The sequence below is a fragment of the Streptomyces sp. NPDC008150 genome, assembly GCF_042956945.1.
Classification (GTDB): Bacteria; Actinomycetota; Actinomycetes; order Streptomycetales; family Streptomycetaceae; genus Streptomyces.
This window is the reverse complement of the sequence record NZ_JBIBHJ010000014.1, coordinates 107,713-122,892: the sequence shown is the minus strand read 5'-3', so window position 1 is coordinate 122,892 and position 15,180 is coordinate 107,713. Positions and strand designations below refer to the sequence as shown.

Below are 15,180 nucleotides of genomic sequence, written 5' to 3'. Positions count from 1 at the left end.
GCGGACTCACCGCCACATTAGGAGTGTCCGGGGGCCGACGCCCGGCAGGCTGCGCCATCGGGGAGACCGGGTCGCGGCGAGGGACCCGCGGGGGCGCCTGAGACGCCTGAGACGCCGTCAACCGGGTCCCGGCGGCACAGCGTGCGCTCCGGGCGTCCCCGCGCCCGTCCGCCCGCCAGTCCGTCCGCTCGCCCGTCCGCCGCGGCCTACTCGGCCAGGTCCTCCAGCAGCCGCGCCGTGGACAGCCCCACCCGCAGGTACTCGACGAACCGCTCGTTGTGCAGCGCCCACGGCGAGCGCCGCGCCCGTACGATCCGGATCGCGTCGTCCGCCGAGTGCCCCTGCCCCACCAGCACCTGCGCGACCACGAGCCCCGAGCGGTTGTAGCCGTGGTAGCACCGCACGAGCACCTTGCGGCCCTCGTCCACCGCGTCGCCGGCCGCCCGCGCCAGCCGGATGACGCCCGCGAGCTGCGTACCGTCGAGGGGCCCGTCCGGAATCGGCCACACCTGGTGCTCCACGCCCGGGTCGGGCCCGTGCCCCGGCAGCCGCAGCAGCGTATGCACCAGGTCGAACTCGCCGTGCACCACGGCGAACCTCAACTGCCCCGCCCCGGAACGGAATTCGTGGCCGCCCATCCACAGGCCCGGCACGATCTCGCTCCACGGACGCTCCGGAGCCGGAACGTCGGGACGTCTCTCACTGGTCCGCACCCGTGCCTCCCCCAACCCGCCGGCACCCAACTCCCCTCAAAGGTAACCGGGTTATTGCCCCGCGAGCACCTGCCTGGTCCCATGGTCGAGGGGTGAGGTGCATGAGCGGACTGCGCGTCGTACCGACCAGGCGTCACGGACAGGAGCGGCTGTACGTCTGTCTCGCCGACGGACGCAACGTGGCCTGGTACGACAGGGAGGCGGGCCGGGTCAACCTGCTGAGCGAGGACCACAGGCAGGGCGTGCTCGACGCCCTCCGCCCCTTCCTGACCGGCGGCCCGGTCTCCGTCGGCCCGCCCCCGGTGCCGACCCCGGCCGAGCTGGCGCAGCTCAGCCTGCACCCGGACGACGACCTGGCGCCCAACCGCCCCGGCGAGGCGCTGCTGACGGCCCTGGACCGCGACGGCACGCCCACGTCGCGGCTGCGCCCGGACCCGCGCCGCCGGGCACTGGCGGCGGAACAGTGCGTGGGCGACGCCCTGGACCGCCTCGAAGGCGCCGGCTGGCACGTCGTGCACTCCGTGCCGCTGCCCGGCGGAGACCGCCTGCACCACCTGCTGATCGGCCCCGGCGGCCTGTTCGCCGTGCACGCCCTGTACGCCCGCAAGCAGCGGGTGCACGTCGCCGACCCGATGGTCGCCCTCGGCCACCGCGAACCCCACCCGCTGCTGCGCCGCGTACGCTCCGACGCCGACCGCGCCTCGTACGCGCTGACGGCGGAGGTCCACCCGGTACTGGCGCTGGCGTCCCCGGCCCGTCTCTCGGTGGCGGCACCACTGCGGGAGGTGCGCGTGGTGACCGACGCGGACCTGTCGGGCCTGTCCCGCCTGGGCGGCGTCCTGAAACCGGCGGACGCGCAGTCGCTGTACGCACTGGCCCGGGACCGGCACACGTGGGGGCGGGTGTAGAGCGGGGCGGGGCCCGGTGGCTGGGGGTGCCTGCGGGGCGGGGCGGTGGTTGAGCGGGACGGTGCCTGTGGGGCGGGGTGGCCCGGGGCCGGGGGTGCTTCGTGGCGGCGGTGCCCGATGGGTCGGGGTGCCCCTGCGGGGCTGGGCGGGGCGAGACGGCCTGGAGGCGGGGGGCTTGAGGGCCGGTGCCCCCAGGCCCCGCGGTCCCTGCGGGGCGGGGCGGCTGGGAGACCGGGGTGTTCGCGGGGCGGCTGGGAGACCGGGGGTGTCCGCAAGGCGGGTCCGGCGGCCGGGAGGCATGGGTGCCCGCAGGGCAGGCCGGGGCGTGCTCGTGCCCGGAGGACGGGGGCTTGCCGACGCCGCCCGGGGCGGCGGCCCTTGGCTCAGTCGGGCAGTTCCCCGCGCGCCGAGGCGTCGAGGAGCGGCGCGAGCAGGTCCCCGTCCCGCTCCACGCGCCCCGCGACCGCGTCCGCGCGCAGGACCAGGTCCTCGGGACGGCCGCACGCCTCGACCTCGTCCCAGGTCACGGGCGCCGACACGGTCGGTTCGGTACGGGCGCGCAGCGTGTAGGGCGCGGCGGTGGTCTTGCGGGCGGCGTTCTGGCTCCAGTCGACGAACACCTTCCCGGGCCGCAGGCTCCGGGTCATCAGATGCAGTGCCAGCCCCGGCAACGCCTGCTCCGCCTCCACCGCGAGCTGCTTCGCGTACTCCGTGGTCCGCGCGGCCGATGTCGGGCGCACCGCCGCCAGCAGGTGCAGCCCCTTCGACCCGGACGTCTTCGCGTACGCCGCGATCCCGTCCGCCGCGAGCCGTTCCCGCAGCCACAGGGCGACCTCGCAGCACTCCACGACGCTCGCGGGGGCGCCGGGGTCGAGGTCGAACACGATGCGGTCGGCCTGCCCGGGGTCCTGGACCACCCACTGGGGAGTGTGGAACTCGGTCACCAGGTTCGCCGCCCACATCAGCGTCGGCAGGTCCTGCACGAGCACCATCCGCGCGGGTCCCTCGTTGCGCGGCACCTCGGCGGTGGTGACCCAGTCGGGCGTACCCGGGGGCACGTTCTTGGCGAAGAAGACCTGTCCGTCGGGCCCGTCGGGGTAGCGCAGGAAGGAGAGCGGCCGGTCGTGCAGGTGCGGCAGCAGCACCTCCGCGACGCTCGCGTAGTAGTGCAGCGCCTCACCCTTCGTGAACCCGGTCGCGGGATGCAGCACCTTGTCCAGGTTGCTGAGCGTGATCCTCCGCCCAGCCACTTCAGCGATCGGCGTCATACGATGACAATCGCACACAAACCTGGCGAATCCGGATCCGGAAAGGAGCGGCCCGTGCGCTCCATTTGGAACGGCGCGATCGCGTTCGGCCTGGTCAGCATCCCGGTCAAGCTGATGAACGCCACCGAGAACCACACGATCTCGTTCCGCCAGATCCACACGGAGGACGGCGGCCGCATCCGCTACCGCAAGGTCTGCGAACTCGACGACCAGGAGGTCGACAGCGCGGAGATCGGCAAGGCCTACGAGGACGCCGACGGCACGATGATCCCGATCACCGACGAGGACCTGGCCCACCTGCCGCCCCCCACCGCCAAGACGATCGACATCGTGGCCTTCGTACCGTCCGACAGCGTCGACCCCCTCCAGATGGAAACGGCGTACTACCTCTCCGCGAACGGCGCCCCGGCGACGAAGCCGTACACGTTGCTGCGCGAGGCGCTGAAGCGCACGGAGAAGGTCGCCATCGCCCGCTTCGCCCTGCGCGGCCGCGAGCGCCTCGGCATGCTGCGCGTGACGGACGACGTCATCGCCCTGCACGGCCTGCTCTGGCCGGACGAGATCCGCACCCCCGAGGACGTCGCCCCCGGCACCGCGGACGTCAAGGTCCGCGACAAGGAACTCGACCTGGCGGACGCCCTGATGGACACCCTCGGCGAGGTCGACCTGGCGGACCTGCACGACGAGTACCGGGAGGCCCTGGAGGAGGTCGTGGCGGCCAAGGCGTCGGGCGAGGCGGTACCCCACGCGGACTCCCCGAAGGAGGACGGCAAGGTACTGGACCTGATGGCCGCCCTGGAGAACAGCGTGAAGGCGGCGCGGAAGTCGCGGGGCGGGGACGGGGGTTCGGCGGAAGTGCGGCACATCAACGCGGGGGCGAAGAAGAAGCCGGCCAAGAAGGCCGCAGTCGAGCCGCGCAAATCATCGAAACGGACAACTGGCAGCAAGAGTGCGACAAAAAAGAGCACGAGTAAGAAAGCCACGAAGAAATCCGCAACAAAAACATCGGCGAGCGGGAGTTCGAATTCGGGCAACAAGACGGCCTAGAGGGAGGTCCGAGAAACTCGATCGAAAGTAGAACGGAAGCAGAGCCGATGATCTCTTCCGCAACTGCCGAAAACCCTGCGCGATTTGACACGGCTCGGCTAGCGTCTTAACCAACATCGGCCATGTCGGGGGGCGGCGAACGTGACATTGGATCGGCTAGCCGTACAAGTCGTAGTCAGGGAGGGTGTTTTGTGGGTGGGCGGCGAAGCCTATCCATTGCGCAACATCTCCCACGTCGGGCAACGCACGCTGGAGGTCAACCAGGGTGCGGTATGGAAGAAATTCATCGTGCGCAGTATCGTCTGGCTCCTCTTCGGCGGCATCTTCGCAAGTGTCGCCGGTAAGGGGGGAGTTCTGGTTCTCATCGCGGTGGAGGCCCTGTTCGTCTGGCGGCTCGTCGCAGCCCTGAGCAGGCCGCCGTTGTACGGCCTCGTGCTCAATACGGCCGGCACGCAACGCCACGCGGTGTGGTCCACGTCGCTGCGCGAGATCCAGGACCTGGTTTTCGAGATCACCAGGGCGATCGGTCACCCGGAAACCGCGAACGTGATCTACAACCTCACTCATGCAGTGAACGGCGACATCATCAACCAGTACGGCGCCGGCAGTATCGGCAAGGCCCAGCACGGCGGCTCGGGAAACATCGTGGCGTCATGAACGGGGACTCCTTCCACCAGCACGGTGCCGGCAGTATCGGCAAGGCGGAACACAGCGGCTCCGGCGATATCGTGGCGGCGGCGAACTACACCGCAGGCCCGGAATCCGCGGAAGCCGCCCTGAAGAACCTGCTCCTGGAGCTACAGAAACTGCGCCAACACCTGGACGCGCAGGATCAGTTCCGCGTGGATGCGGCCGCCGGGGAAATCACTGCGAACCCGCGAGGCGAGCGTCTGAAAGAACTGCTCCGAACGATCTCAGGGATTGCGGTCCTGGTCGGCGATGTGGGAGCCCCGGTGATCAACGCCGTCAAGGCGGTCCTCGGGACGGTGTAGTCACCGAAAGGATGGGGAGCCCCGGGCCCTGTGGGTCCCGGGGCTCCGCACTGCGACCTTGGAGGTCGTACAAGAGCAGTCGGGCCTTCGGGGTCCGAGGCGAAACTCGGCGCTGTCGCGTGACTCAACGCCGGCGTCGACCCCACGGAGGTGGCCGAGCGTCGGCAACAGCGTTGAGGGCCTACTGAACCGCTACGAGAAGTGGACCTTGGCAGGCAGCAGGACGAGGCAGTGTCGTCAGCCCCACCGGGACGCGATGGCTTCGGCGACGCTGAAGACGGCATCGCACTCGGCGCACAGCGCGTCACCGAAGACGTAGGTCAACTTGCGCGCGATGTCCGGCTGGCTGTCGGCGAGTGCGCGGGAGTGGAGCCTTTGGGCCAGCCCTGCCAAAGCCGCGGGTGCCTGCGGTCGCAGCGGCACCTGCCTCGCCGTGGTGGAGGCCTTCATGTACATGCTGTCGGTCGTCGAGAAGAAGCCGTACTCGCCGAAAGCTATGAAGTTCTCCGCGCTGCACGAGGGGCAGGGGACCTCGTACTCCTCGTCGTTCAGCCCGCCGAGCTGCTCGCCCCAGATCTCGACGCCCTCGAAACTCAGCAGTGCGCCCAGCAGGTCGACGTAGTTCGTGGGGTCGTCGGCAAGTCCCGGGTCCCGCAGGGCTTCCTCGGTGAGTTGCGCCAGGTCGGACATCTGGGAGGCGTAGGCGACTTGGGGATCCTCGTGGCCGTGGGGCCGATCTGTACTGGCCACGATGGAGCCGGCCAGACTGAGGGGCGCCCTCCGGTCCGCCGCTGACCACCGACGCGCCATGCCCGTCAGGGCGGGCAGGGCCGCGTAGCTCGCCGGATAGACGGTGCCCTGATGACACAGCCGGGACCAGAGGTCGTCCCAGCCGGGGTCCTCCGCGTCCGACCCCACCGCGTCAAGCAGGCCGGAGATGTCTTCTGCCGTTCCGTAGGCGTGGTGGAGCCGAGACCAGTCCGTCATGCCGCCGATCTACTGAGATTGAACTCGTGATGTCGTGTTGGTTCAGTCGGTTCTGATGGCGAGGCCGGTCTCGGTGAGGCAGCCGTCGATGAGGTGGCTGCGGTACTGGATGTGTCGCAGGCCGCGGCGGACGGTCTGGATGAGATGGTCCGGGGTGTGGAAGGCGACGTTGGAGAGCCAGCCGCGTCGCAGGAGCGACCAGATTCCTTCGACGGGGTTGAGGTCGGGTGCGTAGGGCGGCAGGTAGTAAATGGTCAGCCAGTCGCGGTTCTCGGCGAACTCGCGCAGGCCGGCGGCCTTGTGGACGTTGAGGTTGTCCCTGACCAGGACGATGGGGCCGCCGAGCTGCTGGTGGGCGGCGGTCAGCAGGTCGCGGTAGTCGCGCCAGGAGAAGCTCTTGCGTCCGTCGCGCCGGCCGTCGTCTGGTCGGGGCCGGTAGATCAGCCGTGATCTGTGGCCGGGTTTGTAGCAGGTCAGGGCGGCGATGGAAACGCGTCTGCGGGACCGGCCGCGAACGCGGACCACCGGGGTCCGGCCGCGTTGCGACCAGGTCTTCACCTGCGGCGGCGTCATGGAGAAGCCGGCCTCGTCCTCGAAGACGAGCCAGGCTCCACGGGCCGCTGCGAGCCTTCCGCGCACGGCCACACCACCTTCACCCATCCCGTGACGGCATCGTCGTCACGCTCGAGAGCACGGCGGGCCGGGACCTGGCAGGACCAGCCGTTGCGGACCAGGAGCTTGCGTACGCCCTGGATCGTGTAGGTCAGGTGGAAGCGCCGACCGATCAGCGTCTTGATACGGGCCAAAGTCCAGCGCTGGTCCTCCCAGCCGTGCGCGGCCGGCCCCTTGGCCAACTCCGCCTCCAGGGAGGCGAACTGGGCATCACTCAGCCTGGGCAGCGACGCCGGTCCCTGCGAACGCAGAGCCCGCGGGCCGCCTTCCTCCCAGGCCAGCCGCCACCGCTGCACGGAGCGGACGCTGACCCGCAGATCCCTGGCAATCGCCGAACTCGCCTCACCACCCGCGAACCGCTCGGCTGCCCGGACCCGTAACTCCTCGCGGAAACGCTGCCGTTCGGCAGTCAGCCCGCCACCCTGTGGATACCGCATACAACGGTCATACCGCACCAGCCAGACTCTCAACAGCCCCTACGACACTACGAGTTCAATCTCAGTAAGCAGCCGAGCACGGCACGACACCGGGGAGGTCGCCTCGTTGTTGGTCTCTGAAACCCGACAGCGGCACGCGCCAATGGACCGCCTGCACATACGCGAAGACCCCGTCCTCAGCGAAACCGCTGATGGCGGGGTCTTGGGCACACTTGCACAGTGTGCCCACGGCAGGATTCGAACCTGCGCACTCGGCTCCGGAGGCCCTGTGGGAGTCTGCTATGGCAGCAGGTCAGTGCCTTGCGGCGTACGGATAGGCCGAGCTCGGTCCACAGATGGTCCACGGTTCCGCAAGTGTCTATCTGACAGTGCGCCGTGTAGACATCGATGAAGGTTCTAAGCCCGGGGTGACCAGTCAAGAGAGCGCGGTACTGAGGGAAGCGCGTCGGCGGATCAAGCTGCTGGAGCAGGAGAACGAGATTCTGCGCCGGGCGGCGGCCTATTTGTCGCAGGAGCATCTGTTGGGCCTCCAAGAAGGCAACCCCGTACTATCAACCCTGTGCGGGGGCTTGTCGTGTGCGATGGACCGGACGTGCGCTAGAGCGTCCACCGAATCGGGTTGCTCGCCCGCTTGGTTGGAGTGGGCCCCTGAGACAGCCGCACACCGAGCAGTGTCCGTAACGGGGGAAGCAGGGCTGGAACCATCCATGGCGTACGACATCGCGGCCCCTGAACCTGCGGGCATGGTGGCTTCGCTCAGCTCACTTGGGTACTCACTGCCAGCCGCCATCGCGGACCTCGTGGACAACAGCATCTCGGTGGAAGCTCGCAACATCAACGTCGAGTTCACCTGGGCAGGACAGGACTCGTGGATTGCAGTCGTCGACGACGGCTGGGGCATGTCCGCCGAGGAACTCGTCACGGCCATGACTGTGGCGGCTCGAGGGCCCGCCACGTCGCGCTCCTCCACCGACCTGGGTCGCTTCGGTATCGGCCTGAAGTCCGCCTCGTTCTCACAGGCGAGACAGCTCACCGTGTCCACCGCCACCGCCGGGGAGTGGCACACCCGTACGTGGGACCTCGACATCGTCGAGCAGTTCGGTCAATGGCGGCTGCTCCACGGGGCCGACGACGCCACCACAGCCGTGCTCGACAAAGTCCGAGGTACCACCGGCCGTGGCACCGTCGTGCTCTGGCGACGACTCAACGGGTACCACGACGGCGCTGTCAGCGAGGGCGACGAGCACACCCAGAAGCAGTTCTACGCCGAGGCCAGCCGCACGGAGTCCCACCTCGGCATGGTCTTCGCTCGTTTCCTCACCGGAAGTCGGTGTCGGAACCTCCGAGTCTCCGGAACCCCGGTCGAACCCTGGGATCCGTTCATGGGTAACCACCCCTCGGTGCAGCGACTCCCTACCGAGGAACTGCCGCTCGGCGGTGGATCTGTACGGGTCGAGGCGTTCATCCTTCCCAGCGCCCACCGGCTTACCCCGGAAGAGTACGCCAGAGCCGCGGGACCGCAGGGCTGGCTCGACCAGCAGGGGTTCTACGTCTACCGCCGGAACCGTCTGATCCAGGCAGGCGACTGGCTGGGGCAACGTGGGATACGCCGCGAGGAGAAGTACAACCTGGCCCGTATCGCCGTCGACATCCCGGCAGAGACGGACACCGAGTGGGGCGTCGACGTGAAGAAGTCGAGCGTTGTTCCGCCCGTTGGCCTCCGTCCGCACCTGAACCGCATCGCGCGACAGGCACGGACAAGAGCCGCAGACGTGCTGAGGCACCGAGGACAGGTCGCTGCACGTATACACGGTGATCCTCTGTCGTACGCGTGGACCGTGCGTCGGCCGGACGGCAAGGTCACCTGCAGGATCAACCGCAGCCACCCACTGGTTCAGGCTGCTCTGAGGCCCGGCGGCAACAACACGGCCGACGTGCGCGCGTTGATCCGCCTCTTGGAGGAGACGGTGCCGGTCGCCGCCCTCCGCGTGATGCACGAGACAGACACCAGCGACGACCCGGAGCCGTTCGGTGGACCAGGGCCCGCCGACGACGCTGCTCTTGAAGTCGCACAGCGCATCTACGAGTCGCTGGTCTCCGGCGGCCGCTCACCCTCTGCCTCACGCGAGAGGCTGCGCACCATGCCGCCCTTCGACCAGATGCAGGGATTCTGGAGTAAATAGGCCCACTGTCAGTGATCGCCCTTACCCTGCCCCTGTTCGCCACCCTCGCCGTCCAGCTGGAGGTCCCCCGTGAGCACCGTTCCTGACGAACCCATGGCCAAGGCCAAGCGCCTGGTTCTCGGATTCCTGCCACAGGATCGTCAGCCGAAGACGGACGAAGTGCAGAACGCGGTCAACGTCATCTTCGGAATGCTGGCTGCGCAGGGCGAACCCCTGGACCGGGATCAACTGGCCAAGGAGATCGAGGCCATGACCGCCGTGTTCCAGGAGCGGTCCTCAGGACTCACGGACTCCAAGGGGCACGAACCGTGGCTGCCAGAGGCGAAGAACGACCGCGACTGGGACTTCTGGGAGCGCTACCGGCGCTACCTCGAAGACGTGGTGAACCTTCCGCCGTTGGTCGTGCGGCGGCTGGACCAGAGCTCCGATGACGTGCTGAGCCAGCTGGAGGACCCGCGTCGCACCGGTTCCTGGAGCCGTAAAGGTCTCGTAATCGGTCAGGTGCAGTCGGGCAAGACCGGCCAGTACATCGGGCTCGCCGCCAAGGCCGTCGACGCCGGTTACCGGCTTGTCGTGGTGCTCGCCGGCATCCACGACGACCTCCGCAGCCAGACACAGCTGCGGATCGACGAGGGACTCCTGGGTTTCGACACCCAGCACTACAGGCGGTCCAACGAGGTCGGCAAGTCCCGGCTCATCGGTGCGGGCCGAATGCCCCTCGCGAAGAAGCTCGACATCGCCTCACCGACGAACAGCACCGCGAAGGGTGACTTCGGCAAGAAGACGGCGTCCCACACCAACTTCCCCCTCGGCAGCTTCCCCGTGGTGCTCGTCGTCAAGAAGCACTATCAACTTCTTGAGTACGTGCGTAAGTGGGTGGTCGACGTCCACGGGACCGAGAACGAGAACGGCAAGGAGGTCGTGAAGAACCTTCCTTTGCTCGTCATCGACGACGAGGCCGACAACGCCTCGATCGACACAACCAAGGACGACGACGCGGACCCGACGAAGACCAACGCCGCGATACGTGCCCTCGTCAACACCTTCGATCAGTCGGCGTACGTCGGCTACACGGCTACGCCGTTCGCCAACATCTACATCAACCCTGAGGCGAAAAGCGAAAAGGTCGGGGAGGACCTCTTTCCTGCGAGCTTCATCCGCAGCCTCCCCTCACCCTCCAACTACCTCGGTCCCGAGCGTGTTTTCGGTCTCAAGGTCGACGACGATGACGAGGAGGATACGCCGCCTCTGCCGCTGGTATGCCACGTGAAGGACGCCGAAGCCTGGCTTCCCGCCAAGCACAAGTCAGGCGACGCTCCTGGAGTCGAGCTGCCCGGGTCCCTGCGTGAGGCGATCTCCTCGTTCGTGCTCGCCTGTGCGGCTCGGCGGGCCAGGGGACAGACGAAGGTGCACAACTCGATGCTGGTGCACGTCACCCGCTTCACCTTGGTGCAGGGACTGGTGCGGGACCAAGTCGACGACCACCTGCGTCTCCTAGTCGACACGCTCCGGGACCGGTACGGCAAGGGCCCTGCACTCCGTGAGGAGCTCCGGGAGCTCTGGGAGCAGAAGTTCGCCCCCACCACGGAACATTTCCCAACAGACGAGGCCGAACGCCTCACGTGGGACCAGGTTTCGGCGGAACTCCTTGATGCCATCCGGAAGATCCAGGTCAAAACGGTGAACGGCACGTCCAAGGATGCACTCGACTACTACGAGAACCGCAAAAATGGCCTCTCCGTGATCGCCGTGGGAGGACAGAAACTTTCCCGCGGCCTCACCCTCGAAGGTTTGACGGTCAGCTACTACCTGCGCTGGTCGAAGTCGTACGATGCCCTCCTCCAGATGGGGCGGTGGTTCGGGTACCGGCCGAAGCACGAGGACCTGTGCCGTCTTTACACGACCCCCGAGCTCGAGAACGCCTACGTCGAGGTCACGGCTGCCACCGACGAACTGCGCCGGCAGGTCGAGGAGATGGCTACGATCGGTCTCGATCCGACGAAGTTCGGGCTGATGGTGAGGTCTTCGTCGCTCGGGTTGACGGTGACCACGCCCAACAAGATGCGCAAGGGAACGAAGATCCTTCTCAGCTACTCCGGCGAAGGGCCGGAAACCGTGATCTTCAAGCTCGTCGACCGGACCGTCACCCACAACTTCAAGGCGCTTGAGGACTTCGTCCGACGGCTTGACAGCACCGCCGAGCCCAAGGTGACGACCAAGGGCGAAAACCTGCAGTGGGACGGTGTTTCTCCCGAGTTGGTCGCCGGCTTCCTCTCCGACTACGAGACCGACCCTATGGCGCAGCGGGTCCGACCGAGGCTCATCGCGAAGTACATCGCCCAGTGCGCGAAGGTGGGAGAGCTAACCGACTGGACGGTCGTCCTGGTCAACAGCACGACGTCGAAGTCGCCTAAGGAGATCGCCGGACACACCGTTGGCTCTGTGACCCGCGCCTCCCTCAAGGAGGACTTCGAGAGCGAGGGTAGATACACGATCCGCCGGATCATCAGCCCTCAGGACGAACTGATCGACCTAGACGAGATACAGGTAGATAAGGCGCGCGAAGCCGCGGAAAAGGCCGCAAAGAAGGCGGACAAGGCAGTACCCCAGAACCCATCGGGCAGGTACATCCGACGACAGCGTCGCCCTGACCAGGGTCTGCTGCTCATTTATCCCATCAAGCCCGTCACATCCGCCGGTGTCGCGTCGACGACACCTCTCGTGGGTTTCCAGGTGAGCCTCCCCCACTCGGAACACCGATCCAAGACCGAGTACGTCGCCAACACCGTCTGGCTTCAGGACGACATCTACTCGATCGTCGAGGAGGACGAGTCGTGACCGTCACCGAGGACGCGTGGCACGAGCTGGAGAGCCCTCAGGAATCCCCGGGGCACTCCCGCCTCCGCCTGCACCCGGAGGCCCCGCTCGACGTCTTCCTCTCCGTCTCCCATCCCGGCCGGCAGCGCATGCTCGTGCTGAGGACCGACGCCCGCTCGGCGGACCCGGTCGTACGGTCGGTGGGCCGTCTTCCGCGAGCCGCCGGGATCGAGATGAACCTGAGCGCCGTGTCCCGCCTGGAGTACGAGCTCCAAGTCGTCCTAACCGCGAAGGACCTCCGAGAGGTCTTCAACCCTCTCGTGGCCGACGTTGCCGACACTGCCAGAGCCGCTTCGGCGGCACCGGAGGCTCTGGCAGCCGCCGTGGAGAGGTTCGGAAGGTGGCAGGATCTTCTGCGCGCCGTCAGCCGGGACGGGCTGAGCGCCGAGGCTCGCCGGGGCCTCCACGGCGAGCTCCTGGTACTGGGCAACGTGCTTCTAGCCTCACTGTCCCAGTCCGAGGCCGTCGAGGCGTGGACCGGCCCCACGGGGAGCAACCAGGACTTCCAGCTATCCGAGACTGCCATCGAGACCAAGGCCACCATCGCGAAGCGCCCCCGCAGCATCCGCATCGCGAGCGAGAGACAGCTGGACGACACCGGCACCCCCGCCCTGCTCCTCGTGCTCGCACAGCTCGACGAACGGCGCGGCGGATCCGGAGAGAGCCTGAACCGAAGGGTGGACGAGATACGTCAGCAGCTCACAAGCCCCGCTGCCCGCACCCGCTTCGACGGTCTGCTCATCCAGGCCGGATACCTTCCCGGTCACCGTGACCTGTACGACGAGCCCCGATACACCGTTCGCGAGATGCGCTTCTGGCATGTACGGGGGGATTTCCCGCGTCTGATCGAGTCGAATCTTCCCGAGGGCGTCGGCGACTGCACGTACCACGTCAGCACCTCCGGACTGGACGCCTATCGCGCCACGGCCGACGAGGTGAAGGAACTGATCGGGGGGTCCCATGGCTGAGCTCAGCCTGGCAGGGTTCTCGCGGAGCCTTGTCGCCGACGTCCAGGCGACCGCCGACGCCGAGGGGACGACCACCCCGGAGGCGTTCACGCGTCGGGTCTGCGAAGACCTGGAGCAGGCCGGTGTTGTTTCCAATACCTTCACCGCGTATCACAAGGCCCGCGGTCACGAGGTGCACGGTTACGGTATCGGTGAGTCGGGCGAGTCCCTGGACCTCTTCGTGACGGACTTTCAGCTGGCCCCGCTGGAGAGCAAGTTCACCAAGGCTCAGACGGAGACCGCCTTCCGGCGGTTGTTGACCTTCGTGCGGCGGTGTCGGGACGGGCTGCAGCAGCACATCGATGAGTCGTTTGACGTGTACGACATGTGCACCGCGGTCGAGAAGGCCCTCACGGAGGTGCAGCGCATCCGGCTGTTTCTGCTCAGCAACCGGGTCGGGACCTCGACCGAGGTCCCGGCCTCGGATCTCGATGGCCTCCCGGTGACCCACGAGGTGTGGGATCTGGCACGGCTGCACCGGCACGCGACGTCGGGTGCGCTTGGTGAACCCATCGTGGTGCCCTTCGACCCGCCCCTCGCCTGCGTGTCCGCTCCAAGCCCGGAGGAGGACCACTCGGTGGTCCTGGCGGTCGTTTCCGGACAGATGCTCGCCGAGCTGTACTCCGAGTACGGGACCCGGCTCCTAGAACTCAACGTCCGTTCGTTCCTCCAAGCCCGTGGGGCGGTCAACCGGGGCATTAGGGAGACCCTGCTGCACGCGCCCGGCCGGTTCCTCGCCTACAACAATGGGATCACGGCGACGGCGTCGCAGGTCGAGTTCGTGATCGGCCCGGACGGAGAGCCGACCCACATCTCCAGCGTGCACGGACTCCAGATCGTGAACGGCGGCCAGACAACTGCCTCTCTCCACTACGCCCAGAGCCGTGACAAAGCCGACCTGTCCCACGTCCGGGTCCAGATGAAGCTGACGGAGGTGTCTCCTGACCGGCTCGCGGAGATCGTTCCGAAGATCTCGGAGTACTCCAACACGCAAAACAAGGTGAGCCAGATCGACTTCAGCTCCAACCACGACTACCACGTGGAGATCCAGCGCATCACCCGCTCCCTCTGGGCCCCCTCCACGGACGGCAGCGGGCAGGAGACCCACTGGTTCTACGAACGGGCGCGCGGCCAGTACACGGATGACCTGGCGAAGGCCCGCACGTCTGCCCGGCGACGGGAGTTCCAGAAGCTGAATCCGTCGAAGCAAAAGTTCAAGAAGGAGGACCTCGCAAAGTTCGTCCACTCGTGGCACCAGATGCCGTACCTCGTGAGTCGGGCCGCGCAGAAGAACTTCGTCGAGTTCATGCTCCGTCTCCAAGAGACGCCGCCTCTCGTCGACGTCCAGTACTGCCAACGAGTGATCGCCATGGCCATTCTGTTCAGGTCAGTGGACCGCATTGCCGCCTTCCACGGAGCAGCCAGTAGCAAGAGCATGGTCACCACCTACACCATGGCCCGCCTGTCCCGGGCGACCGACCGCCGGATCGACCTCGACCGGATCTGGCGGGAGCAGGGAGTCTCGCCGGCGCTGGAGGCTGCGCTCCACGACCTGTGTCCGCGCGTCATGCGAGTGGTGACCACTCCTCTGGAGGGGACCCACGCGGGTGAATGGGCCAAGAAGGTAACGTGTTGGGACGCCGTGTCCCGGGTGCGCTGGTCGACGCCCCCCGCCTTGCAGGCGGAGCTGCTGGACCATCCTCTGGACGAGGCTGCACTCGCGGGCGGTACGGGAACCGGCCAGGGAACAGGCGAAGAGGTGGCTCTGGTCCCAGCGGACGAGTGGTGCGCAATCGAGCGCTGGGCCAAGGAGACCCGCAGGCTCGAACCATGGCAGCGACAGCTGGCCCTGTTCGTCGGAAAGCGTCTCGAACTCGGCCAACAGGTTACCGAGACGCAGGCAGCCCAAGCCCTGCACGCCCGCAGCGAGGCGCTACGACTGGGGTTTAATCCTGGTTCGTGACGAGTGGGGTCCCGCCTGACGTGACCGCACCAGCACGTCAGAGGTGTCCCTTCTTGATCAGGTCTCTCGTCGCGTCCTCTGCCCGTCTGAAGACGATCCGCCCGTCACCTTCGCTGAACCACGACT

13 protein-coding genes and 1 tRNA gene are annotated in these 15,180 nt (G+C 67.3%); 8 read left to right on the top strand and 6 right to left on the bottom strand.

Features of this window, described 5'->3' with window-relative positions; translation table 11 throughout:
* Window positions 1-206: 206 nt before the first annotated feature.
* On the bottom strand, window positions 207-638 hold the full coding sequence (locus ACFZA0_RS29405) for a dual specificity protein phosphatase family protein (RefSeq protein ID WP_391022784.1): 432 nt from the start codon (window positions 636-638) through the stop codon (window positions 207-209).
* Between the two features lie 176 nt (window positions 639-814).
* Between ACFZA0_RS29405 and ACFZA0_RS29400 the strand changes: the two genes are divergently transcribed.
* Window positions 815-1,621: a nuclease-related domain-containing protein gene (locus tag ACFZA0_RS29400; RefSeq protein ID WP_391022538.1), complete on the top strand. Its 807-nt coding sequence runs from the start codon at window positions 815-817 to the stop codon at window positions 1,619-1,621.
* Between the two features lie 383 nt (window positions 1,622-2,004).
* Here ACFZA0_RS29400 and ligD read toward each other — a convergent pair whose 3' ends face one another.
* Entirely contained in the window at window positions 2,005-2,889 is an 885-nt protein-coding gene (gene ligD, locus ACFZA0_RS29395; protein ID WP_391022536.1) for a non-homologous end-joining DNA ligase, read from the bottom strand.
* A gap of 54 nt (window positions 2,890-2,943) precedes the next feature.
* Between ligD and ACFZA0_RS29390 the strand changes: the two genes are divergently transcribed.
* From ACFZA0_RS29390 to ACFZA0_RS29380, 3 genes are all read left to right on the top strand, one after another.
* Entirely contained in the window at window positions 2,944-3,936 is a 993-nt protein-coding gene (locus tag ACFZA0_RS29390; RefSeq protein WP_391022534.1) for a Ku protein, read from the top strand.
* 141 nt (window positions 3,937-4,077) lie between these two features.
* The gene (locus ACFZA0_RS29385; RefSeq protein ID WP_391022532.1) at window positions 4,078-4,593 is read left to right on the top strand and encodes a DUF6232 family protein; all 516 of its coding nucleotides are present in this window, start codon (window positions 4,078-4,080) and stop codon (window positions 4,591-4,593) included.
* Window positions 4,590-4,928 (top strand): hypothetical protein, encoded by a 339-nt coding sequence (locus ACFZA0_RS29380; RefSeq protein WP_391022530.1) that lies wholly within the window; start codon window positions 4,590-4,592, stop codon window positions 4,926-4,928. The genes ACFZA0_RS29385 and ACFZA0_RS29380 overlap by 4 nt, the downstream gene beginning before the upstream one ends.
* A gap of 237 nt (window positions 4,929-5,165) precedes the next feature.
* Here the strand turns inward: ACFZA0_RS29380 and ACFZA0_RS29375 are convergent, their stop codons facing one another.
* The 4 genes from ACFZA0_RS29375 to ACFZA0_RS29360 form a co-directional block, all read right to left on the bottom strand.
* Entirely contained in the window at window positions 5,166-5,915 is a 750-nt protein-coding gene (locus tag ACFZA0_RS29375; protein ID WP_391022528.1) for a hypothetical protein, read from the bottom strand.
* Between the two features lie 42 nt (window positions 5,916-5,957).
* The gene (locus ACFZA0_RS29370) at window positions 5,958-6,488 is read right to left on the bottom strand and encodes a transposase (protein WP_391022782.1); all 531 of its coding nucleotides are present in this window, start codon (window positions 6,486-6,488) and stop codon (window positions 5,958-5,960) included.
* Window positions 6,485-7,024: a winged helix-turn-helix domain-containing protein gene (locus tag ACFZA0_RS29365; RefSeq protein WP_391022526.1), complete on the bottom strand. Its 540-nt coding sequence runs from the start codon at window positions 7,022-7,024 to the stop codon at window positions 6,485-6,487. Before ACFZA0_RS29365 ends, ACFZA0_RS29370 begins: the two co-directional genes overlap by 4 nt.
* 225 nt (window positions 7,025-7,249) lie before the next feature.
* Window positions 7,250-7,313: transfer RNA gene (locus ACFZA0_RS29360), tRNA-Arg, on the bottom strand.
* A 418-nt stretch (window positions 7,314-7,731) separates the two neighbouring features.
* Here ACFZA0_RS29360 and ACFZA0_RS29355 point away from each other — a divergent pair.
* From ACFZA0_RS29355 to ACFZA0_RS29340, 4 genes are all read left to right on the top strand, one after another.
* Window positions 7,732-9,207: an ATP-binding protein gene (locus ACFZA0_RS29355; RefSeq protein WP_391022780.1), complete on the top strand. Its 1,476-nt coding sequence runs from the start codon at window positions 7,732-7,734 to the stop codon at window positions 9,205-9,207.
* A gap of 69 nt (window positions 9,208-9,276) precedes the next feature.
* Window positions 9,277-12,045 (top strand): Z1 domain-containing protein, encoded by a 2,769-nt coding sequence (locus ACFZA0_RS29350; RefSeq protein WP_391022524.1) that lies wholly within the window; start codon window positions 9,277-9,279, stop codon window positions 12,043-12,045.
* The gene (locus tag ACFZA0_RS29345; RefSeq protein WP_391022522.1) at window positions 12,042-13,052 is read left to right on the top strand and encodes a PD-(D/E)XK motif protein; all 1,011 of its coding nucleotides are present in this window, start codon (window positions 12,042-12,044) and stop codon (window positions 13,050-13,052) included. The genes ACFZA0_RS29350 and ACFZA0_RS29345 overlap by 4 nt, the downstream gene beginning before the upstream one ends.
* Window positions 13,045-15,054, top strand: a complete 2,010-nt coding sequence (locus ACFZA0_RS29340) for an AIPR family protein (protein WP_391022520.1) — start codon at window positions 13,045-13,047, stop codon at window positions 15,052-15,054. Before ACFZA0_RS29345 ends, ACFZA0_RS29340 begins: the two co-directional genes overlap by 8 nt.
* The last annotated feature ends 126 nt before the right edge of the window (window positions 15,055-15,180 follow it).